The 25132-nt window shown below is 36.4% G+C and carries 15 protein-coding genes and 1 tRNA gene; 9 read left to right on the top strand and 7 right to left on the bottom strand.

The features are described from left to right. Positions 1–5 precede the first annotated feature (5 nt). Both EO244_RS05180 and EO244_RS05175 read left to right on the top strand, forming a co-directional pair. Positions 6–515, top strand: coding sequence for a biotin/lipoyl-containing protein (locus tag EO244_RS05180; RefSeq protein ID WP_129253589.1), 510 nt, complete (start codon positions 6–8; stop codon positions 513–515). Between the two features lie 66 nt (positions 516–581). Beyond that, positions 582–2117 (top strand): acyl-CoA carboxylase subunit beta, encoded by a 1536-nt coding sequence (locus EO244_RS05175; protein ID WP_129253588.1) that lies wholly within the window; start codon positions 582–584, stop codon positions 2115–2117. Between the two features lie 74 nt (positions 2118–2191). Here EO244_RS05175 and EO244_RS05170 read toward each other — a convergent pair whose 3' ends face one another. Next, on the bottom strand, positions 2192–2506 hold the full coding sequence (locus tag EO244_RS05170) for a putative quinol monooxygenase (RefSeq protein ID WP_129253587.1): 315 nt from the start codon (positions 2504–2506) through the stop codon (positions 2192–2194). 27 nt (positions 2507–2533) lie between these two features. Continuing rightward, positions 2534–2890, bottom strand: a complete 357-nt coding sequence (locus EO244_RS05165) for a hypothetical protein (RefSeq protein ID WP_129253586.1) — start codon at positions 2888–2890, stop codon at positions 2534–2536. Between the two features lie 527 nt (positions 2891–3417). Here EO244_RS05165 and EO244_RS05160 point away from each other — a divergent pair. The 3 genes from EO244_RS05160 to EO244_RS05150 all read left to right on the top strand — a co-directional run bounded on the left by EO244_RS05160 (position 3418) and on the right by EO244_RS05150 (position 10122). Then, on the top strand, positions 3418–5229 hold the full coding sequence (locus EO244_RS05160) for a BamA/OMP85 family outer membrane protein (RefSeq protein WP_129253585.1): 1812 nt from the start codon (positions 3418–3420) through the stop codon (positions 5227–5229). A 31-nt stretch (positions 5230–5260) separates the two neighbouring features. Next, positions 5261–9097 (top strand): translocation/assembly module TamB domain-containing protein, encoded by a 3837-nt coding sequence (locus EO244_RS05155; RefSeq protein WP_129253584.1) that lies wholly within the window; start codon positions 5261–5263, stop codon positions 9095–9097. Positions 9098–9414: 317 nt separating this feature from the next. Then, positions 9415–10122 (top strand): DUF5715 family protein, encoded by a 708-nt coding sequence (locus tag EO244_RS05150; protein ID WP_129253583.1) that lies wholly within the window; start codon positions 9415–9417, stop codon positions 10120–10122. A gap of 202 nt (positions 10123–10324) precedes the next feature. On the opposite strand, the gene EO244_RS05145 is transcribed toward EO244_RS05150, so the two are convergent. Beyond that, positions 10325–10408, bottom strand: a tRNA-Leu gene (locus EO244_RS05145). 169 nt (positions 10409–10577) lie between these two features. On the opposite strand from EO244_RS05145, the gene EO244_RS05140 reads away from it, so the two are divergent. Then, positions 10578–11126 (top strand): hypothetical protein, encoded by a 549-nt coding sequence (locus tag EO244_RS05140; protein WP_129253582.1) that lies wholly within the window; start codon positions 10578–10580, stop codon positions 11124–11126. A gap of 64 nt (positions 11127–11190) precedes the next feature. Here the strand turns inward: EO244_RS05140 and EO244_RS05135 are convergent, their stop codons facing one another. Next, positions 11191–11421, bottom strand: coding sequence for a hypothetical protein (locus EO244_RS05135; protein ID WP_129253581.1), 231 nt, complete (start codon positions 11419–11421; stop codon positions 11191–11193). Between the two features lie 1010 nt (positions 11422–12431). Between EO244_RS05135 and EO244_RS05125 the strand changes: the two genes are divergently transcribed. The 3 genes from EO244_RS05125 to glgP all read left to right on the top strand — a co-directional run bounded on the left by EO244_RS05125 (position 12432) and on the right by glgP (position 19405). Continuing rightward, positions 12432–13745, top strand: coding sequence for a glycosyltransferase family 4 protein (locus tag EO244_RS05125; protein ID WP_129253580.1), 1314 nt, complete (start codon positions 12432–12434; stop codon positions 13743–13745). Between the two features lie 44 nt (positions 13746–13789). Next, the gene (locus tag EO244_RS05120) at positions 13790–14989 is read left to right on the top strand and encodes a glycoside hydrolase family 57 protein (RefSeq protein WP_129253579.1); all 1200 of its coding nucleotides are present in this window, start codon (positions 13790–13792) and stop codon (positions 14987–14989) included. A gap of 168 nt (positions 14990–15157) precedes the next feature. Then, a complete protein-coding gene (glgP, locus tag EO244_RS05115) occupies positions 15158–19405 on the top strand; it encodes an alpha-glucan family phosphorylase (protein ID WP_129253578.1) in 4248 nt (1415 codons plus the stop codon). Between the two features lie 145 nt (positions 19406–19550). On the opposite strand, the gene EO244_RS05110 is transcribed toward glgP, so the two are convergent. The 3 genes from EO244_RS05110 to EO244_RS05100 all read right to left on the bottom strand — a co-directional run bounded on the left by EO244_RS05110 (position 19551) and on the right by EO244_RS05100 (position 25060). Further along, positions 19551–21242, bottom strand: coding sequence for an alpha-amylase family glycosyl hydrolase (locus EO244_RS05110; RefSeq protein WP_129253577.1), 1692 nt, complete (start codon positions 21240–21242; stop codon positions 19551–19553). Between the two features lie 124 nt (positions 21243–21366). Then, entirely contained in the window at positions 21367–23385 is a 2019-nt protein-coding gene (locus EO244_RS05105) for an alpha amylase C-terminal domain-containing protein (RefSeq protein ID WP_129253576.1), read from the bottom strand. Positions 23386–23599: 214 nt separating this feature from the next. Then, positions 23600–25060, bottom strand: a complete 1461-nt coding sequence (locus EO244_RS05100) for an aminoacyl-histidine dipeptidase (protein ID WP_129253575.1) — start codon at positions 25058–25060, stop codon at positions 23600–23602. Positions 25061–25132 lie beyond the last annotated feature (72 nt).

Below are 25132 nucleotides of genomic sequence, written 5' to 3'. Positions count from 1 at the left end.
AGATTATGTCACTGGAAATCAAACTAGGCGATAGAACTGCCAAAGTCGAATTGCTAGCAGAATCAGGCAATCAGATAAAAATAATGGTGGATGATAATGAATACGATTTGGATTGTTATCAGGTTGAGAAAGGAATTTATTCCATTCTATTCAAAGGTCGTTCATACAATGTTGAGCTGATTGATACAGATTCTCCCAAGAAATACGCCGTCAATACATTTTATCATTCGTATGATGCTGAAATTATTGATGCTGAAACCAAGTATTTACAGGCCCGAAAAGGTGCTGATTTACAAGATGAACAAAGCACTATCACTTCACCTATGCCTGGAAAGGTTGTTAAAATACCCGTTAATCTGGGTGATGAAGTCAAAAAGGGCGATACCCTTATTATTATTTCAGCAATGAAAATGGAAAGTGAATACAAAGCAGGGAAAGATGGAATCATTTCTGAAATTTTTGTCAACGAAGATGATACAATCAAAGCCAATCAGGCTTTGGTTCATATCGAATAAATCAAAAACGAAATTAGAATCATTTCCTCATCGATATTCCAATTCCTATCAACAAAAAAAAGAATCATGCTTACTATAGAAGATAAAATAAAAAAATTTGAAACCCTGAGTAAAACTGCCGAACTGGGTGGTGGCGAAGAACGAATTGCAAAACACCATGCCGGTGGCAAAAAAACGGCACGCGAAAGGATTTTAGATCTGATGGATCCGGATACTTTTACCGAAATCGACAAAATGGTGACACACCGTTCCAGTGATTTTGGGATGGAAAAAAATAAGATTCTGGGCGATGGAGTCGTCTCAGGTTACGGTAAAATTGATGGTCGACTTTGCTATGTTTTTGCGCAAGACTTTACCGTTTTTGGAGGTTCACTCAGCAGTGCAAATGCAGACAAAATTGTAAAAGTGACCAAGCTTGCCATGAAAATGGGGGCACCCATTATCGGTCTAAACGATTCAGGTGGAGCACGTATTCAGGAAGGGGTTCAATCTCTTGCCGGCTATGCTGACATTTTCTACCAAAACGTTCGTGGCTCAGGAGTTATTCCACAAATCTCAGCCATTATGGGGCCTTGCGCTGGTGGTGCCGTTTACTCCCCTGCCCTTACCGATTTTATCATGATGGTAAAAGATACCTCCTATATGTTTGTAACGGGACCCGATGTGATTAAAACGGTGACGCACGAGGAGGTTACAAAAGACGAATTGGGCGGTGCTATTACACACAACTCAAAATCAGGTGTGGCACATTTGGTTGCTGATGACGATGAACAGGCCATGATGATGCTAAGAGAGTTAATGACCTTTTTGCCATCGAATAATATGGAAGATCCACCGATGAAACCCTGTACAGACAATATTCATCGTGAAGACGAAAAGTTGCAACAGATCGTTCCTGCTGATCCCAACAAACCTTATAATATTAAAGACATCATCGAAACGGTTGTAGATGATAAGAATTTCTTTGAATTGATGCCCCTTTATGCACAAAACATCACCATTGGATTTGCTCGTTTGGGAGGACAACCAGTGGGTATTGTAGCTAACAATCCTGCATTTTTGGCTGGTGTTCTGGATATCAATTCGTCAATTAAAGCCGCGCGTTTTGTTCGCTTTTGCGATGCCTTTAATATTCCACTGGTTACTTTTGTTGATGTCCCTGGGTTCCTACCCGGAACCGAACAAGAATATGGTGGAATTATCAAACATGGCGCAAAACTTCTGTATGCTTTTGCCGAAGCTACCGTTCCTAAAATTACCCTAATTACCCGGAAAGCTTATGGTGGGGCTTACGATGTGATGGCTTCCAAGCACATTGGAGCCGATATCAATTACGCTTTCCCAACAGGTGAAATTGCCGTAATGGGGGCCGAAGGCGCCGTGAATATCATGACTAAAAATCTAAGTGATGAAGAAAGAGCAGCAGCCATTGAAGACTATCGGGATAAGTTTGCCAATCCTTATAAAGCCGCTGAAATGGGGTATATCGACGAAGTGATTCAGCCTAAGCAATCGCGTTACAAGCTAATTCAGGCTTTGGAAATGTGTCGCAATAAGAGCGAACACAATCCTCCAAAAAAACACGGAAACATTCCTCTTTAAAATATCAATTACAAAAAAATAAGGCTACTGAACTCAAAATTCAGTAGCCTTCTCTTTTTCGTTTCCATTTTACTCTATGGTAAAATTTGCTTATGAAGCGTCACTTCAAACTCCTTAACATGAAATGGGTTTCCTTCATTAAAAAAATCGGCAATATAAGGTTTAGCACAATGTTCATTAAAAGTCTTCTCATCAAACCATTTCTCAATAAAAGTGATTCGATTCTCATCCTCAATACACTGATTCAATTCGTAACGAATACATCCTCCCTCCTGAAGTGTAACGGGAATCAAAGCATGTAACTTCTGAATCAACTCATTCACCTCACCCGGAAGGGCTATAAACTTAGCAATACAAACCAATTGGCTTTCATTTTTTCTAATATCCATATCTCAATGATTTTTAAATATTTTCGATTACTTTAATTTATTTTGCTGACGACGGGCCATAACAACAAGGATGTAACCAATGATAACAGGACCATAAGCTGCAAATAAGAACTTACCTAAAACCAAAAGTTTAAAATATACAGCAAAAGTCAACCCACCTCCAATTAGCATCAGGACATAACCAATCATACGCAAATCTTTAGGTTTCATTTTACCTGAGGTTTGAACATTTTCCAATACCCTGGCATCAATCTCTGCTACAATATTTTTGATTTGAGCTTCATCAATATTTTTTGCTTTCAGCTCTTTTTTTATTTCGGAGAAATCCATCCCCGATTTCTTTTTCTCTAAATAATAATCAACCAGTTCTTTAGTTTGACTCATCACACTCATTTTTAAAGTTCAATAAAGGCCGTTCTCCTTTTCCTTCCTGAGTACGCCCTATCATAAATAGAAGAACCTAAAAATAAGTTTTTATTTGGGATTTCAGAAACTTACCCAAAGTATTGCTCAACCCCATACTATTTGTCGTGATGATATCTGTAAATAATAATACAGGCACAAAAGAAAAGAGGTTTTGAAAACAGGGCATTGAATATGGTAGGATTTATCCACAGTTGGGATAAAATCAACCTGTGAGTAATCTAAATCATTCATTTAAGAATAAAAACAAAGTAATTCCTCCATAAAATATCACCGTCAAAAAAACACCCCTCAATTCATGGTTATAATCATGAATACCTGTACATTTAATCTATTAGAATCAAGTTGCAATTATTTTTTAAAGGTCGTACATCCAATTGCTAAGATAAAAGAATACAAAAACAGTAAGGCTTGTACTCAACCAAAAGTTAAATTTAATCGTTTTGTATCGAACAAAACAAGCTAAATTATTGAAACTAACTTGGGAAATGATTAAAAAATTCATCCTTATAATATCACTATTCCTTCCTTTTTCTTCTTCCGCTCAAGAAGAATATAAATTAAAGAAGGTTGATTTTAAGGGAAATAATCACATAAAATCAAGCGAACTGAAAAACGTCACTTCTTTGAAAGCAAAGAATGTGTTTGGCAAATTACAATTCTGGAAAAAATCCTCTACCTACCAGGAGGAATTAGCCGTTAAAGATTTAGACAACCTTCATAAAATATATCAATCACAAGGTTATATAGACGTTAAGATAAGAGATAGCCTTGTTGTTGACGAGAAAAAGATGAGTGTGCGCGTCTATTTTATAATAAGCGAGAATTCACCTACACGAATTAAATCCTTCGCCTGGGAAATAGAGAAATCGGACAGTTTTGAAGAAAAAAATATCTTGAAGATATTACCCAAACAGAAGCTTGCAAAAACGAATGACATATTTACTGATAAGGCTATATACAATTTAATGGAGAGTGCCCAAAACTCATTCAGGAATCAAGGATATGTGTATGCTCAAACCAAAGCTTTATTTAAAATAGATACCACAAATAAAACAGTGGATGTCAAAATTAAGGTTTCGCAAGGAGATAAGTATGTGAACGGGAAAATTAGTTTTGAAGGACTGAAACAGGTTTCAAAAAAACTTCTGTCGAAAAGAATAAATTTAAAATCAGGAGATGTGTTTTCAGCAGAAAAGCTTAACGAGGCTCAAAGTCGTGCTTTTAATATGCAGTTATTTAAATACATTACAATCAGCCCCGAGAAAGATTCCACACAACCCCATATTATCGACTATAAAGTTAAACTGGAAGAATTGAACAAATGGGACCTTAATCTGGGGCTTGGATATGGTACTGAGGATAGGATAAGGGCTCAAATATTGCTAACAAAAAGAGCTTTTTTAGGAGGAATCAGGCAATTAAATCTAGGGATTAAAACCTCCTATTTTGAGCCGATAAATATGTATCTTAAATTTCGACAGCCCAATATATTTGCCGATAAAATCGATTTTATTTGGAATCCATACTACAATAAAGAACGAGAACGAAGCTATAATGTTGAACGACTAGGCACCAACTTCACTCTTGAAAAAAAGCTAAATAGAAAAGCATCAACTTTCTTAACTTATAATATTGAATCGTCAGATGTGACTATAACTCTTGAAAGCAGTGATGCAAATTCTGAAATTATCGAAGGAGTTAGGCAAAAATCAGGTCTTATATGGGGTTACCAATATCGGAATGTTGACAATTATTTTAGCCCGACAAGCGGATGGTATGCTCAAAGTTTAACCAGTTATAATGGATTGGGTATTAAGACGGATTATCCATATTTTAAACTCCTATTGGATGGAAGAACATATCAACCACTTTGGAGGAGGTGGGTTTTTGCTAGCCAATTACGCATGGGCTATATCGCATCAACCAATAAAACGAATTTAACGCCCATTGAAGACCGTTTCCTTTTGGGAGGAGGAAATTCGATAAGGGCCTACCAAAGAAATTCGATAAGTGCCAATACCGATAAAAGTTCTGAAACCATTGGGGGTAACAGCATGTTAGAGATGAGTATCGAAGCTCGATTCCCTATTTACAACGCTTTGGAAGGCGTTTTACTGGGCGATGCTGGAAATGTTTGGGCTGATTCGGGCCAATATCGTTTAAACGATCTTAAATATGGTTTTGGAATAGGTTTACGTTACAATACACCCATTGGTCCTCTTCGCCTCGATGTTGCAGCACCTGTATGGGATACTTTTAAAATGCAGTTATATATCACTTTTGGTCATGCTTTCTAAGCATGGGTATTGAAAATACAACAGCAAATTTATGAAGAAAAGAAAAATAGCATTCATCTCTTGTTGTCTCATTTTATTCCTAATTGGTATCCTATTGCTTTATACCCAAAGCAACAGTTTTAGGAATAATCTGAAAAGAACCATAGAGCTTTATGCTAGTCAGGCAATACACGGCAGTTTAAATATAGCCTCCCTGGAGGGAAATATTTTTTCGGGCATAGAACTACACAAACTTGAGGTGAAAGATAGCATGAACAATCGTGTTATCTATCTTCATTATCTTAAAGCAGAGTGGAACCTGAAAACACTGATCCATAAAACACTCCTACTAAAAGCGATCGAAATCGATTCGTTAAATCTATATATTTTTGAAGACGAAGATCATTCTATTTCTATCCAAAACCTAATAAAACAAAATAACAAGGATAAGGACGAGGATAAGCCTGATAAATCTCTGCCACTAAATATTGATCTAAGAAAATTTGAACTAGAACGCAGTACTGTTTTTTTAAACTTTCCCGATTCAACTAAAATCCCTAAAACCATAGCTTTCAATGGCCGGATATCGGCAAAAATAAGTTCTGACAGCAGCAATATAAAACTGCAAAGCTTCAATTTCAAATGTGAAAATCCCAATTTTGAAGTGCTTAGTTTAACAACAGATATTCTATTCAGCCCTACTCTATTTAAACTTGATAACTTAGAGCTTAAAACCCCAAAATCGTCCTTATCAGCAAATGCAGAAATTCCTCTCAACACGATTTTAGAAGGAAAAATAGATGCTCGGTTCAGCCCCATTGCCTTAGAAGAATTTCAGCCCTTTATCGATCAAAAAATACAGGGGGCTCCAGAAATAAAACTAAATATCCATAATGAGAATCAAGCATCAAATTTCGATATTAGAATTAAAGAACAATCTCAAAATATAAGTCTTACAGGCAGTATTACGAGTTTAAATCGTAATGCCAGCTATCAAGCTCAGTTAAATAGCAAACAATTTAATCTGGGACATTGGCTTGCCAATAACAATTTACAAACAAATATAAACGGACAGCTGTTTGTTAAAGGCCAAAATCTCAGTCCTAAAGACAGTCGGTTTACGATTCAATCTCAATTTAAAGGAAGCCAGATGGATCGCTACCCTTTAGACTCAATGAACCTATCTGTTAACAAGCAAGGTGATTCTCTTTCAGTACAAACAAACGTTTCAAGTTTGTTTGGTCAGTTTAACATGAAAGCAAAGGTCATAAATCTTTTCGATCGTATGACCTATCAGCTAAGCTCTGACTTACAGCGAGTTGATATGGGACGCATCATCCAACAAAAAAAATTACACACAAACATAAATGCCCACATAAATCTTAAAGGTGTTGGACGCGAGCCTCAGAAAATGGAAAGTCAACTAGCCCTGAAAATAGCCCCCTCACGCATTAATGGTTTTAAAATAAACGAAGCTGAGCTTCTGGGGCATATTTCACAAGGGAATTACAATATCGACACGCTTCTTCTTAAAAGTAATGACATTGATATTGAAGCCGATGGCAAAGGAAATATAAATAATAAACACAGGTGGCTGTATAAAATTCAGCTTAAATCCTTAAATTCTCTATCGTCCTTTGTTAGACTTCCTGATATAAATGGGACAGGACAAATTGAGGGTAAAATATCGGGTAAACAGGATAGTTTACTACTGTATTCGAAACTTCATTTATCAAAATTTCATTATGATACTTTAAAACTAGAAAGCCTTAGTGGAGAAGCCCATTTATCACTTATAAACGAGATATTAAACGGAAGCTCTGATTTGGAGATCGATGAAATAGAAGTGGGCAAAAACCTAGCTATAAGTCATTTTAAAAGCGAACAAACCATAAAAAACAACGTACTCAACGGCGTTTATAAAATACAATCAGGCGATTCTATCGAACTCAATACACATCTGCGTGTAAGCAAAAAGGACAGTATACTTGTTCAAGTATCGCAATTTTCACTCAACGCATTCTCTCAGCATTGGAAAAACGAAAAAGATACCGCTCAATTTATTTTTAAGCCCCATGAACTGAAATTTACCGATGTCAATTTCGTTTCAAAAGATCAATATATCCGACTCAATGGAACCTACTCTTTTAAGGGGGAAGAAGATTTAAAACTCGAACTCACGAACATACAACTCGCCCATATTCCTGAACTAAATCGACTTATTCCCTACCCTTTATCCGGAGAAATAAATGGAAATCTGATACTAAAAGGGAATGCGTCAGAGCCAGAAATAACAAGCAAATTATCTCTTGTAAAAGGACACTTTGGTACATTTAGCCTCGATTCTCTTTATTTTAAATTCGACTACAAAAAGGAGCAACTCAAACACGAAGGAATTTTAATTAGAAACAACACGACTCTTTTAAAAACAGAAGCTTACTTGCCTGTTCATCTTTCACTAAAAGATTCGATATATCTTATTTCTGCCGAAAAAGAAAACTATTTACGCCTTAAAACAACGGATCTTGATTTATCACAATTCACCGAACTGATAACAGACGAGGGGCAGAAAATGGGTGGGAAACTAAATACCGAAATTGAAGCCAAAATAGAGCATAATAAAATCGATTTTAAGGGTGACTTCAATTTAAGCGAGGGCCTTTTTAAAATGCAAAAGCATGGTATTAATTACGAAAAAATAAACCTGTCCTTTTCACTAAATAAGGATGAAATGAATTTGGACTCGCTTTATATAGCCTCAGGAGATAAGGGATATTTGTCAATAAAAGGAAAAGCTAAATTACCCAAAAACATGAGAGATGTTATACACGATATCAACTTACACCTGGAAGCTAATAACTTTACAGCCCTCAAATCATACTATACGCAGCTAACTTTTAATGCCGATGCCCAACTGAAGGGAAGTATTAAAAAGCCTATTATTTCGGGAGGTTTAACCCTTGTACGAAGCAAAATTAATATCGACCCTTTTATCGAAGACTCTTCTGTGAAATCACTCGATACACCGCTATTAATCGCAGCATTAGAGGAAGACGCAAAAATGAAGCTTAAGGCTGACAGTAGCAAAAAAACGGTCGATTCGTTAATTCTTATTCATAATCTTTTTTTTAAGAATCTCCGTGGTGAATTTAATATCGATATTCCCAAAAACACATGGGTCATTGGCACTAATATGCAACTCGAATTATCGGGTCTCATAAAAATGATCAAAACAAAAGATGAACCCCAATTTTTCGGCAACATCACATTAGTCAGAGGTTCAGTAGAAATATCCGGACGGAGATTCAAAATAAGCAAAGGAGATATTGATCTTCGAGGTGGATCTGAAATTGACCCTAATATTGATATTGTGATGAACTATAAATTCCGAGATGTCAATAGAAACTCAAAATTACTGGAACTTAAGATAAGCGGAACATTAAAAAATCCAACATTCGCTTTTAGCTTAAACAATGAATATCTTGAAGAAAAAGATGCAATTGCCTACCTTCTATTTGGAAAAAAAATGGATGAACTGGCCAGTAGTGAGCAGGGGCAGATATCGAGTCAAAACAATCAGGCAAAATCATTGATATACTCACAAGTATCAAACCTTTTTCAGAAATTAATTGCCAAAAATCTAGGCTTGGATACAATAGAGATCAGTGGCGAAGACAACTGGGAAACCGGAGCTGTAACCTTTGGAAAATATATTACCAATGATTTATATATGAGCTACTCTCAACTTTTTTCTATCGATAGTGAAAACAAGCAGTTGGTGCCTTATCGATTGATTATTGAATATCATATCATTCGTTCTCTACTTTTGCAAGCTTCCAACGAGGGGAGTAAATCAGGCTTCGATTTGCTTTGGAAGATTAAACTTTAAAAATAGCGACACAATCAAATTACATAAAAAACAACTCTAAATCAGGAAAATTAAACACAAATTCGACACCTGAAGAATCCTTAGAAATTCGCCCATAAGAAAAAGAACAATAACTCGTAAAATAAAATGCTAAAACCTGGAAGACATTGTTACTGCTGGTCATAGAATAAATTCTAAGCCTGATGTTCAATTTTGAATCTGAGCAAGTAAAGTATTGAAAGACTAGTCAACTTATCGTATTCATTCAACAAAATAACGAGAGTCTGGAAATAATTGTAGTTTGTTTTTTTTTACTTTTATGTGATTAAAAACTTGACATGAATAAAAAAAACAAAAGATATAGTATTCGTAAAATTTTAATGGCCGCGGCAATATTCGCAGGTATTATATTGTTACTGATCACATCTCTAAACCTAACACCCAAAGGCAAAACCGAAGCCCAGGTCTCTGTTCCAATACTTACAAAAAACGAAAATAGAGCTCTACGCCGTTATAATAATAATTTTCATCTTGAGCTGGCTCAAGCAAAAGGTTTGAAAAAGCCTTTGGTTTCAAAAGACGAATATAAGACAAACCCAAAAAAGTTTGAGCGCCACTATGATCTTGACGAAATAACCGATAACAAATACTACGAAATACCGCATTTAACAAATTCACTTCCTTATCTGCAAGAACCAGCTGGCGAATTTTTAGACCTGCTTGGCGAAACTTTTTGTGACCAACTCGAAGAATTGGGAATTCGAAAATATCGATTTTCAGTAACATCAATATTACGGACTCTCGAAGATCAAAAATCGCTGCGCAAAAACAATGTAAACGCAACACCAAATAATTCATCGCATTATTATGGCCGGAGCTTTGATATCTCACAAACGCGTTTTTTTGAGAGAGGTAACAGTGCACCTGTTTACACATACCGCCTTCGAAATATATTGCTTCGCGTATTAATTAAATTGCAGGCTGAAGGTAAATGTTACGTTCTGCTTGAAAGTCAAACAAAATGCATTCATGTCACTGTAAGATAATGTTTAGGTGTTGACTTTTAAAGAAACAGTATAATATAACCCGTTTATTTTTTTAGCTTTTAAAGTAAAAAATATATCCTATCCATAAATAACTGGGGCTTTGATTTGAGGACTTATTCTTTCTCAAGAAAAAGAAGCTTTTGACACAAACGTTCAATACATAAAAAAAGCTTTGCAAATCAACGATTTACAAAGCTTTCTGTGCCCAGATCGGGACTCGAACCCGAACAACCATAAGGTCACCAGCCCCTCAAGCTGGCGCGTCTACCAATTCCGCCACCTGGGCTTGTTGCGATAGCAAAAGTAATAAATATGTTCCATTAAAAAAGGAATAAAGGCTGCAAATCGAATTAAAGTTTCTTAAAAAATCGATCAGAAACTGATTTTCAAAGCCTAAGCTCAAATATGCTTTCAAGGCTTTTTATATCTTTGTGCCACATTATAATTTATTCAATATGTCAGAAAAAACACAAGACTATAGCTACCTTGATCAAATAGCCCCTCAAAAAGAGAAATGGAATCAACTGAATAAATCTGAATTACAGGTGATGTGCTTCAGAACCTTCCTGCTTTACGGACAATCGCAAAATAAAAACATGATACTCACCATTTTCGAAATGTATGAGTTTCTATCCACACAAACCACGACTACTGAGCGAACAAAAATGCTAACCGCTTTAAGTGCAAACATCAGAAAGAAACAGCCCAAATCCATTATGGCCCTTTTTCCTTTCATTCAGGTTGAAGAGGATGCCAATATCATTCGTACAGCCAGTCAATTCTTTGTTAACCTTTCTATCATATCAAATAAGGAAGCCGTTTCGGGGGCCAAAATTCTGTTGGAATTGATAAAAAATGACCTAAATGATGCCCGCTCGGCCTATATTTTACTCGGTTTGTTAGACATGGATAACGATAAAGTAAATGCTCAGGTAAGCTTAATCTACTCGCAACTGGGTAGCGAAGTCAAAACAATTCTTCATAACAATGGCGTGAAGATTTAAAGAATTTATTCTCTTTACACAACAAACAAAAACGACTGATCAATTGATCAGTCGTTTTTGTATTCTACAAGTACTGCTCATAGAACTCTCGGCACTCATCTTGCTCTTTAGGACTTCTTCCTTCTAAAAATTGAATTTTATAAAGGAGGCATCTTTCTTCATGAGTCAACACCCTTTCAACATTATACGAGTTGATGTGTTCACCTTTGATCTTTTTAATACTCTCGATTACATCTGAATCACTTTGTTTTACGAGCCATTCAATTAATTCTAATTTTTCAGTTTGCAAATTCATCTTGTCAAATTAGTTTAGGTTTGGACTTTGTATATTGTAATACAATATTGATTAGTGTCTACAAGTTAGGTCTTTATGTCATAAAATAATAATATAATCGGGATTTTTTTCTTTAATAAAAAACCAAAAGCCATCAATAACAAACAATTTCGAATAAGAATAAACAGCAAAAAAAGCGACTCCTTGTGGAGTCGCTATACATATTATCTATATAAGTCAGGCCTAGTTTGAAGGGACATTCACTAATATATCCAACAAGTGTTTCCAAAACTTATCTACAGTCTCAATATTGATTCTCTCGTCTGGTGAATGCACATCACGTAGTTTTGGTCCAAAAGAAATCATATCCATATTTGGGTATTTCTCAAGGAACAAACCACACTCCAAACCCGCATGAATGAACGGGCAATAGGCTCAACATTAAACAAACGCTCGTAAGAAGCCACAGCCACTTTTAAAATCTCAGAACTTGAATTTGGAGCCCATCCCGGCTAATAAGCTGTATACTCAATTTCAATTACAACTGTCAAATCTAATATAAAAACATACTGCTCATTAACAGTTCAAAATGATGAAAATATGAAATAATTTTAGTTTCAGATTATGACTACTAACTAATTTTAAAATACATATTTTGAAAAAAATGCCCATTCAATAAATGCGCTATACAGCCAATGTTAAATTAAACATAAAGTTTATTTAGAGTAAAATAATTCTTTAAATAAATAATCAAAAAAACAAGATAATACGCCCATAAACACATCATAACTAAATAATTACAAATACTAAATTCCTTCTTTAAATTATTTTTCAATACCTTTATTACCCGATAGAATTATAAAATAAACATTGAACTTTATTCTATGGCTGACTAAAATAATTTTAACAAAAGCTCAATCTGGATTTTAAAATATATTTTTAAAAAAATGATTTAACATATACCAACAGGCTGTCATTTAGAATTTTACTTTCCTACCTATACACCCAATAGTTTTAAAAAAACTATCAATATGAAAGTATTAATGTTTGGATGGGAGTTTCCACCCCATATTTCGGGTGGTTTAGGTACAGCATGCTATGGACTAACAAAAGGGATGTCCAAAATTAAGGAGCTTGATATTGTGTTTGTAGTCCCCAAAACCTATGGCGACGAAGAGCACAATACCATAAAATTGATGGGAGCCAATAATACTAAAATAACTCAAGTTAAGGAACAGATTGAGGAATTTAAACAAAAACACAAATATCTCGAAGTTAGTGCCACCCTTATTCCATACAACGACCCTGAGAAGCAGTATACTTTCAGGAGTAAAGACCTTACTGAAAAAAAACGTTTCCTGAATATCAGTTCAGAAGGTAAAATCGACTTTTCAGGTAATTATGGTGAAAACCTCATCGAGGAAATTTACAAATATGCCTATGTTGCTTCCGCTATCAGTCTCGAGAATGATCACGACGTAATACATGCCCATGACTGGTTAGCCTACCCCGCAGGCATTGCTGCTAAAGACGTTTCCGGAAAACCATTGGTCATTCATGTTCATGCTACTGAATTCGACCGCAGTGATGGGTCTGTGAATTCTAAAGTTTTTGACCTGGAAAAAATGGGGATGGATGCAGCCGATCAGATTATTACAGTCAGCAATAGAACCCGCCAGATTGTAATTGATAAATACGGACAAAATCCTGATAAAGTCACGACTGTTTACAATGCTGTTGACAGTCTTAATCTGCAAGAAAAAAAGGAAACACCTAAAGGTGTTAAAGAAAAAATTGTGACTTTTTTGGGACGTATCACATTTCAAAAAGGACCCGAATATTTTGTTGAAGCGGCTTATAAAGTTTTACCAAAAAGTGACAACGTCAGATTCGTTATGGCAGGAAGTGGCGATATGCTTGAGAAAATGATTGATCGTGTTGCTCAGCTCGGTATCGCAGATAAATTCCATTTCACCGGATTTCTGAGGGGGAAAGATGTATATAAAATGTTTCACCTAAGTGATGTTTATGTGATGCCTTCCGTATCGGAACCCTTTGGCATTTCAGCATTAGAGGCCATGCAATCCAATGTCCCAACCATTATATCGAAACAATCAGGCGTTTCTGAAATTCTAAATTATGTAGCCAAATTGGACTATTGGGATATTGATGCGATAGCCGATACCATTTATGGCATCATAAGCTACGATACACTTCCAATCATGTTTAAAGAATGTGGCCGGGCCGAAGTCGATGATTTAAAATGGGAAAACTCGGCACTCAATGTTTATGACGTCTACAAAAAAGCCGTTGAAGCATCAAATCACCTGATAAATGCATTTTGAATGTAAAAAATGTAAAAAATATAAACAAATAAACACTAAAAAATATGAAAGCTCTCTGTTTCTGTTTCCAGGTACACCAAGCACTAAGACTGAGGCAATATCGTTTTTTTGATATTGGTAACGAGCACTATTATTACGATGATTACACCAACGAAAACATTATAAGAAAACTTGCAGACACCTGCTATTTACCAGCCAATGCAGTTCTGTTAGACTTACTTATAGCACTAAAAGGAAAATTTAAAATATCCTTTTCAATTTCGGGCTTAGCTCTTGATCAATTTGAACTTTATGCTCCAGAAGTCATTGAAAGCTTTCAAAAGCTGGCAACAACAGGTTATGTTGAATTTTTATCAGAAACAGATTCACATTCTTTAGTTTCACTCAAAAATAAGGCTGAATTCATCAAACAAATAGAGACACACTCTCAGCGTATAGAAGACCTTTTTGGGCAAAAACCTCAGGTTTTCAAAAATACAGAACTCATTTATTCCGATAGTATAGGCGAAACAATAGCTGAACTTGGCTTCCATGGCATTTTAGCTGAAGGAGCTCAACATATTTTAAAATGGAAAAGCCCAAACTACCTCTATTGCAATTCAATATCCCCTAAACTTAAAGTCTTAATGAGAAATTGTAAATTTAGTAACGATATTGCTTGGGGATTCAATTTTGATGGTGGCTTAACAACTGAGAGATTTGTTGCAAATCTTAATCAACTTGATGAAAAAGAACAAATCGTCAATATTTTTTTAAATTATGAAACCATCGGAGGATATCAATCCAAAGAAACAGGAATATTTGATTTCTTAAGATACTTACCTGAAACTGTTATACGAGACTCAGAATTCAAATTTGCCAAAGTATCCGAGATTGTCTCAAATTACCAAGCTGTTTCCAAAATACAGATTCCAGTCCCTATTGCTTGTGTCGATAAAGAACAAGACCTATCCCCTTTACTGGGGAATCATATTCAAAACGAAGCTTTGAATAAATTGTATGAGTTAAACGCTAGCATCGTAAAAATAAACGACGCCCGCTTAAACAAAGATTGGCGCTTTCTGCAAGCATCAGACCACTTCTATTTTATGTGTACAAAGCCTTTCACAAATAACAATATTCATAACAACCCATTCAGTTCACCCTATGAAGCATTTATTAACTATATGAATATTTTAAGCGATTTCAAAATCTGCCTGAAAGAAAAGGATATACCAAAAATAACATCAACATCAGAATCTTAAATGAAGCTTATATAACGACCATCGGAAGTTTCAATAACAAGGATGCATTTTACAAAATACAGCACATGCAGGTTCGTTAAAAAATCAAAACAAAACCTTTTAATAGCTTGACAACAATCTAATTATGACAAATATTTTTTTTATTGATAATTTTTGAGGAGATAAATTATGAAGGAGATAAATGCAAAACCAAGTCATATTTTTGAAGTTAGTTGGGAAATTTGTAATAAAGTTGGAGGTATACATACCGTTATTTCAACAAAAGCTTTATCCCTAAAAAAAACTTTTGGTGACAACATCATCTACATCGGCCCTGATTTTTGGAATGAAAACAACCCATGTCAGGAATTCGAAGAAGATTTAACTCTATTCAAGGAATGGAGAGTTCAAATGGCTGATTCTGGATTAAATCTAAAAATTGGTCGTTGGTTAATCCCCGGAAATCCAATTGCCATTCTTATCGATTTTAAGAGTTTAATCCCCCGCCAAAATGAGATATTCACACGCCTATGGGAAGTGTATAAATTGGAATCTCTGAATGCTGAATGGGAATATGTTGAGGCAGCTTTATTTGGTTATGCCAGTGGGATGGTGATCGAAAATTTCATCAACGCTCATTTATCCGATTCTGATATCCCACTAGCTCATTTCCATGAATGGATGTCAGGTGCAGGATGCCTTTATATTGAGATGAAATCTCCGAAAATCACCACGATGTTTACCACACATGCGACTATGATGGGGCGGGTATTAGCAAGTAATAACGAAAATTTGTACGATAACTTGTCTCTTTTCGATACAAAATTAAAAGCAAAACAATACCATGTTGAATCAAAATGTTCTTTGGAAAATGCAGCCGCCAATACCGCTGATTGCCTGACTACAGTAAGCCGGATTACGGCTCGTGAATGCCAACAATTTTATAATCGTCCGGTTAATATCATCACCCCTAATGGTTTCGAAGACGATTTTGTACCTACAGATAGTGAACTTGAGGAAAAAAGAAGCCTGGCACGAAAAAAATTCAAACAGGTTACCGAAGCTTTAATTGGACATCAACTCTCTGTAGACACCCTATTTGTCGGAACCAGTGGCCGTTACGAGTACAAAAATAAAGGCATTGATATTTTTTTAAAATCTTTAGCCAAACTCAATCAGAACAGAAGTCTTAATCGGGAAATCGTAGCCTACCTATTAATTCCGGGAGACCAGAAAGGTCCCCGACAAGATTTAATCAAAAACATCGCAAATTCAACTAATAATCATAGCCTCTCGTCACCCTTTATCACTCATGAATTAAACCACCCAAATCACGATTTTATTCTCAATGAAATACAACAATTGGGTTTAAATAATTCAATAAACGATAAAGTTAAAGTGATACTTTGTCCAACCTATTTAAATGGGGATGATGGCATTTTCAATTTGTCATATTACAACCTGCTTGTCGGCCTGGACTTAACTGTTTTTCCATCGTATTATGAACCTTGGGGTTATACACCTCTTGAAAGTATCGCATTTAAAGTGCCCACTATCACCACAACTTTGGCAGGCTTTGGAAAATGGGTAAACGAAACAGATAATTTTCATTTTAATAACAGCGGGATTGAGGTTTTGGAACGAACCGACACGAATACTCCGGAACTCATCGACAACCTCAGCCTGTCAATACTTTATTTATCAAAAAATTACACTACCGATTTACAACAAATTAGAAATGAAGCTCAGAATTTTTCAAAAAAAGCTCTATGGGGAAATTTTATTAACTATTATTATCAGGCCTACAAAATAGCCATACAAAACAATGTATATCATAGCATAGCTGGTCGCGATATTAACTTTAACGAGTTAAACCAACAACTGGAAATACCAAAAACCAATCAGCTCAACTGGAGAAAATTATTTATTGGATCAAACCTGCCTGAATCTATCAAAGGACTTGAAGAACTTTCGATGAATTTATGGTGGTCATGGAATCAAAATGCCCGACAATTATTTAAAACCATCAATCCAGAACTCTGGTTGAAATGTAATATGAATCCCATCCTTCTTTTAAAACAGCTATCGAGTAAACGCCTTCAGGAGTTGGTAAATAATGATAATTTTATAACTAACTACAAAAGCGTTTATCAGGATTTTAACGATTACATGTCCATAAAACCCGATGAAAATCAGGCCAAAATTGCCTACTTCAGTATGGAATATGGCCTGAACGAAAATCTTAAAATATATTCAGGAGGGCTTGGTATATTGGCTGGTGATTATCTGAAAGAGGCCAGCGATTCAAATATCAATATGATTGGAATCGGTTTAATGTATCGATTGGGGTATTTTACTCAAACTCTATCCATAAATGGAGAGCAGCAGGTGACTCTGGAAGAGCAAAAATTTACACACTTACCAATGACCCTGATGAGAGATTTATCAGGACTCCCCTTAACAATTGGTGTTGAACTTGCAAATCACAGGGTACTTGCTAAGATATTTCGTGTTGATGTAGGGCGTGTTTCCCTCTATTTGCTGGATACCGATACCGAAGCCAATGCAGATGAAGACAAAGGTATTACTCATCAACTATACGGCGGTGACTGGGACAATCGAATCAAACAGGAAATAATGTTGGGGATAGGTGGTATAAGAACGCTTAAAGCTCTTGGTATTTATCCTGATTTATATCATTGCAACGAGGGGCATGCAGCACTAATCAATGTTGAACGACTGATTCAACTAACAACCCAATCGCATACCTATGCCGAAGCTCTGGAAATTGTGCGAACCTCGTCCTTATTTACAACACATACCCCCGTTCCAGCTGGCCACGATATGTTTGACGAAGGTATGATTCGCTATTACCTTCCTCATGTTCCTTCACAACTGGGAATTAATTGTGAGCAATTTCTTGCTTTAGGAAGAGTAAACCCTAAGAATCACAACGAAAAATTCTCTATGAGTAATTTAGCCGCCAATACATCTCATCAAATAAATGGGGTGAGCTGGCTACATGGAAAGGTATCGCGACAAATGTTCAATAATCTATACGGAGGATATTTTCCCGAGGAGTCGCATATAGGCTACGTAACCAATGGCGTACACTATCCTTCCTGGACTGCAAAAGAGTGGCGTTCGCTTTACGAATTAGAATTCTCAGAGAATTTCATTAAGGATCAATCGAATCCTGAACATTGGAAAAAGATATACGAGGTCAGTGATGAGAGAATTTGGGAAATTCGCACAAAACTTCGGAAAAAACTTATCAATTATATCAAAATCAGATTCCAAAAAAGTTGGATTCGTCGCTACGAAGATCCACGCAGAATGCTGAACATTATTGAGTCTATTAATGAAAATGCGTTAACCATTGGTTTTGCCCGACGATTTGCAACCTACAAACGGGCACATCTCTTATTTAGCGATCTGGACCGCTTGTCTAAACTTTTAAATAATCCAGAGTATCCTGTTCAATTCATATTTGCTGGTAAAGCTCATCCTGCTGATAAAGCAGGTCAGGATTTAATTCAAAATATCGTACAGATCTCTCATCGCCCTGAGTTTGCAGGCAAAATTCTATTTCTCGAAAACTATGATATTGTTCTCGGGAAACGCCTTGTAAAAGGAGTAGACATCTGGATGAATACCCCTACCCGCCCCCTTGAAGCATCTGGCACCTCAGGGGAGAAAGCTGTCATGAATGGCGTGCTTAATTTCAGTGTTCTCGATGGCTGGTGGCTCGAAGGCTACAAAGAAGGGGCTGGCTGGGCAATTACCGAGAAAAAAACTTATGAAAATCAGGAATTTCAGGATCAGTTAGATGCTCAAACCATTTACAGTATATTTGAGAATGACATCATTCCTTTATTCTTCGATCGTGAAAATGGAAATTTACCCGTAAAATGGATCCAATACATCAAAAAATGTATCGCCGAAATTGCACCTCATTATACAACTAAACGAATGATTGATGACTATATCCAAAAATTCTACTCTGAAATGTTCAAGAATGTTAAGATCCTGCAAGAAAACAACTTCCAGAGAGCTAAAGATATCGTTAAATGGAAACTGCACATTCTAAAACATTGGAACAAAATAGAGGTCATTTCGGTAGATGCACCTAATACACGAAAAAAACAATATCTCGCTGGCGAAAACTACAACATTGAAGTTGTGTTGGATTTAAAAGAACTCATAAACGATTCCATCGGTATTGAACTGGTATTCCAGTCAGCTATGGATCATGAAAATCTGGGAGAAATACAGAAACGAGAACTTGTACTTGAGAAAAAAATTAACAATTTGGCTTTCTATAAACTTGCTCTACCACTTGAAGATGCCGGGGTTTTTAATTTTGGACTTAGAATGTATGCAAAAAATACAAATTTGCCTCACCGACAGGATTTCAGTTATGTAAGATGGCTGTAGGGATACAAGCAAATTAAAATTTATTCTCTTTTCTTGTGAAACTATTATGAACAAATAAGAATTGTATTAAGGGCTGAAATGACTTTCAGTCCTTTTTGTATTTTATTAATAACCAAACACTTAACCTTACAAACAAACATCGTTTTTAAATTACAGACATTTCGCAAATCAAAAAGCCCCATTTCGAAAGTTTAAACACATTCCCACTATTGATAAACTCCTCACAAGAAATAACTTCTGACTTTGCTCTATCAACTTTTAGGCTTAAACTTTCATTTTTGTCTATCCCTATTAATTCAAAAGCATGCTCAGGAATCCTCAATCTGAGTTCCCTGGCTCTATCATCAAAATTTGTAAGAATCAATAAGTTTTGCTTCTTAGAGTAACGCAGATAGGCATAAATTTTCGAGTGATCAAACTCCTCTGAGTGCGGATTAAACCACATCAAATCATAAAATTCGCCATTGACAACTGCATCATTTTGCGAGACAGCAATGATTTCCCGATAACAATTTCTCAACTCTTTCTCTGACGCCTGCAACTGTCTACCGTCAAACTTGCCGTAATTCATCCATTTTTGATGCTGAATCACACACCAATAATCAAAAATAGTCGTTCGGCCATCATCCCCGCTAAAACCTGAAGTCCCTTCAGCTGCCTCTCCAAGTTCCTGTCCAAAATAAAGCATCAATGGCCCTTTATTTAAAGTCGCAGTCACAATCATTGCCGAAATTGCTTTCCAGGGGTCACCCGCAAAATAAGGTGACACAATACGCTGTTCATCATGATTTTCAAGGAATCGTAACATATAAGCATCCTTACCATTAAGCCCCTGCCACGACTGACTAATCGCTGATGCCCAAGAATGCCCTTGAATCACATTTTTTAATATATCATACAGACCAACTTTATCATACAAATAGTCAAATTTCCCTTTATCGATATAGTTATCGTATTGGTCCGGATCATAAACCTCAGCAATAAAAATTAACTCAGGATATTTCGATTTCGCCAGAGGAATCAACCAATTCCAAAACTCAACCGGCACCATTTCAGCCATATCACAACGAAAAGCATCTACCCCCATTGCGGCCCAATAAGAAATCACCTGCTCCATTTTAATCCAGGTATCAGGAATAGGATCAAAATGCGTGCTTCTTTCATTCAGATAATCAACACCATAATTTAATTTTACGGTTTCGTACCAATCATTTTTGCTCAGATAGGGCGAGAAGATATCATTCCCAGTAGCTTTAGCAGGATATTCATAATAATTAACATGAGGCTGTTCTTGCAACAGCTCATCTGGCAAGACCAAATATTCATCAGGCAAATAATAAAAATTATTATTTTGATCAAAAGCTTTAGAAACATCATCATCCTCACCAAAATCATTAACACCATCAGGTTTTTCATCCGAGTAATACTCTCTGGCAAGATGATTCGGTACAAAATCGATTATTACTTTCATATCCGATTGATGCGTTCGCTCTATCAAGTCCTTAAACTCTTCAATTCGTCTGCCCACATCAACAGCCAAATCCGGATCTACGTCATAATAATCTTTGATAGCATAAGGCGAACCCGCTTTCCCTTTTACAAGCAATGGATTGCCATTAGGAATATCGTATTCGGGATACCCCTCAACAAGAGCATGTTCGATAATACCGGTATACCATATATGAGTGATTCCTAGTTGATGAATTTCAGATAATGCCTTTTCAGTGATGTCATTCATCTTCCCTACCCCATTCCTGTCTCGGCTTCCATTCCATATGCAATCCTTATTGGTATTGCCAAACAAGCGGGTAAATATTTGGTATATAACTGGTTTCATTCTTACTATCACGGTTAATTATTTTTTATGATCTAACTTAATTTAAATAATATGACACCATTCTTAATACTCACTGAATAGAACAAAAAAATATATCTGACCGACAACTGAATACATGATCAAATTAAATAACTCTCTTAGAAGGAATGGACTCAAAAACCAAAGCGCAACGCGACGGCACATACAAACTAAGCATCTGAATCTTTGCCATAGGAAACGATGTTTTAGAATAATACAATTGAGATGCATCAACACGACCAAAGCCTCCAAATACTTCAGCATCGGAGCTCAATATCAATTTATATTTTCCCGGACGCACAGGAATTTCATAGTCAAAACATGATACTGTAGGATTAAAATTAAACACGAAGAGTAGATTATCCCGGTAAAAAGCCAAAACCTTATGGGTTTCATCCTGTAGAATCGACTCGGGAAGGCTCTTATTAAGTTCTATTTTATTATCGATTAACTGAATCATAGCCTGATCAAAATTATTTAAGCTCTCAAATCGCAATTCCTTATTATCAGCCAAACTCCATTGTCTTCGGGCATATTTATATGACCAATTGTTGCCCTGTCGAGGAAAATCGATCCACTCCGGGTGTCCGAATTCATTTCCCATAAAATTAAGATAAGCTCCCCCAGAACTGGCAATTGTGATTAAACGAATCATCTTGTAAAGAGCTATTCCCCTTTCCACTTCAATACACTGGCTCCCCTTATGCATATTCCAATAAATAGCTTTATCAATCAGTCGGAAAATAATGGTTTTATCCCCCACCAAAGCCTGATCGTGAGATTCGGCATAGCTTATTGTTTTTTCTTCCACTCGCTTATTCGATAAGGCAAAAAAGATGTCTCCAACACGCCAATCCTCTTCTTTAACGTCTTTTATCAGCTTGATCCAATAATCAGGAATCCCCATAGCCAGCCGATAATCGAAACCTAAGCCACCATCCGGAATAGGTGCAGCAAGTCCCGGGTAACCACTCATTTCTTCTGCAATAGAAATCGAATTCGGATTGATCTGTTTCATTAACTTATTTGCCAATGCCAGATACACAATCGCATCCTCATCCTGTTTGCCGTCGAAATACATATCGTAGGAGATAAAATCACAATTCAAGCCATGATTGAGATAAAGCATGGACGTCACCCCGTCGAAACGGAATCCATCACAATGAAATTCGCTCATCCAATACTTGATATTGGATAAGAGAAAATGTAAGACCTCATTTTTACCATAATCGAAACATAAAGAATCCCAAGCCTGATGGTTTCGTCTCGCTCCCTCATGAAAATATTGGTGACCACTCCCATCGAAATTGCCCAAACCTTCGTTCTCATTTTTCACAGAATGTGAATGCACCAAATCGATAATTACTCGCATGCCCATACCATGCGCCTCATCAATCAAAGCTTTCAAATCTGTCGGCGTGCCAAACCGAGATGAAACCGCAAAATAATTGGATACATGATAACCAAATGAGCCATAATAAGGATGTTCCTGCACAGCCATCAATTGAATGGTATTGTAACCTGCTTTACGGATTCTGGGTAATACGTTATGTCTAAACTCATTGAAACTACCTACTTTTTCTTCTTCAGTAGCCATACCAACATGAGCTTCATAAATCAAAGGCGATTTTTGTTTAGAAATCCTCCCAGTATTTCGCCAAATAAAATTTGTTTTCGGCTGCCAGACCTGAGCACTAAAAACCAAGGTCTCGAGATCTTGAACCACACGCGTAACATAGGCAGGCAAACGATGCCCATGCCCCGATTCCCAATAAACTGAAAGTCGATATAAATCACCATGATGAAGGACTTCTGCAGCCAGAGCCAACTCCCACACGCCATGCTCTTTCCTTGTAAATGCAAACTCATCAGAATCCTGCCAGTTGTTTAATTCTCCAACTAAATAAATTTGAGTCGCATGGGGAGCCCATTCCCGAAGTATCCAACCATAATCAGTCAAATGCAATCCAAAGAATAAATACCCATTAGCGAAATCAGTTAACGAATCCGATCCTTGCAAAAGTTCTCTTTCTTTTTGTTCTGCTGCAATTTTTCTTCCTTCAATTTTTAGTTGATAATTCTCTAATAAAGGGTCTGTATTTATAAGTTTCAAAGTAGGAGGCATGATGTTACTTCTTGTTGTAAACAAACTTTACTCAACGATAAAAAAATCTCAAACAAACAAACAAACAAACAAACAAACATTCAATCTGACAATTCCCCAAACTCTCTACAAGTTAATAATTTAGAGCCATATTAATCACATAAAAAAAAACTTAAGCATAAAAAATAGCGACTCCAAAAGGAGTCGCTATACATATTATCTTTATAAGTCAGGCCTAGTTTGAAGGGACATTCACTAATATATCCAACAAGTGTTTCCAAAACTTATCTACAGTCTCAATATTGATTCTCTCGTCTGGTGAATGCACATCACGTAGAGTTGGTCCGAAAGAAATCATATCCATATTTGGGTATTTCTCAAGGAATAGACCACACTCCAAACCAGCATGAATCGAACGGGTAATAGGCTCAACATTGAACAAACGCTCGTAAGAAGCCACAGCCACTTTTAAAATCTCAGAACTTGGATTTGGAGCCCATCCAGGGTAACCATCAGTATGCTCAATTTCGGCACCTGCCATTGTAAAGGCAACTCCCACATTTTGTGCAATATTGTACTTCTCGCTATCCACATCGCTTCGTTGTGAAGTAGTGATGAAAATTTTATCGCCTTCGATAAACTTAACTGAAGCCAAGTTGTTAGACGTTTCAACCATACCCGGCATACGAGAACTCATTGAAAAGACACCATGAGGACAAGCATAAAGCGCATCAAACAAGTTATTCGATGTTTTCTTATCGCAAACAAATGCCGGCATATCAGTCGACTCCAAATTGATTTTCAATTTGGGTTCAGCAATAGACCAAACATTTTCCATTTCAGCTGCATAAAGATTTAAGTCAACACGGATTTGCTCTTTAAACTGAGAAGGAATAACCACCACAGCTGAAGCTTCACGAGGAATCGCATTACGCAAGTTTCCACCGGCAAAATCAGCCAGACGAACATCGTATTTCTTATTGATCTCCCAAAGGAAACGGTTCAAAATCTTATTGGAATTACCACGATTTTTGTTGATCTCATCACCAGAGTGACCACCCTGCAAACCGCTTACATCAATACGCACAGCAAAATAGCCAGCAGGAACATCCTCTTTGGTATACGACATGGTTGCCAAAGTATCTATACCACCCGCACAACCTAAGAAAATCTCACCCTCGTCTTCTGAATCAAGATTCAATAGAATATCGCCACTAACAAAACCGGGTTGCAAAGCGAAAGCTCCTGACAAACCTGTTTCTTCATCAACAGTAAACAAACATTCAATAGGACCATGCTCGATATCCGTAGAAGTCAACAAAGCCATTTCAGCAGCCATACCAATACCGTCATCAGCACCAAGCGTTGTGCCTTTAGCTTTCACCCACTCGCCATCGATCCAGGGAATAATAGGATCGGTATCGAAATTGTGCTCAGTTGCAGAATTTTTCTCACAAACCATATCCATATGCGACTGCAAAACAACAGTCTTAAGATTTTCCTTACCAGGTGTCGCCGGCTTTTTGATCAACACGTTACCAATCTCATCGCGCTTGGTCTCAAGATTGTGTTTCTTACCAAAGTCCATAAGGAATTCAATAATTTTATCTTCTCTTTTCGATGGACGAGGAACCTGACAAATGGCCTCGAAATGTTCCCAAATAACTTTAGGTTCTAATCCGTTTAGTATGCTCATTATTATTTTTTTTAGTTGAATCAACAATTAAAATTCTTGTTAATTCAATACGTGTTAGTATTTTAAATTTAG

Origin of the sequence: Ancylomarina salipaludis, from assembly GCF_004122035.1 — a bacterium.
Lineage (GTDB): Bacteria > Bacteroidota > Bacteroidia > Bacteroidales > Marinifilaceae > Ancylomarina > Ancylomarina salipaludis.
This window is presented reverse-complemented; position numbering and strand designations above follow the sequence as displayed.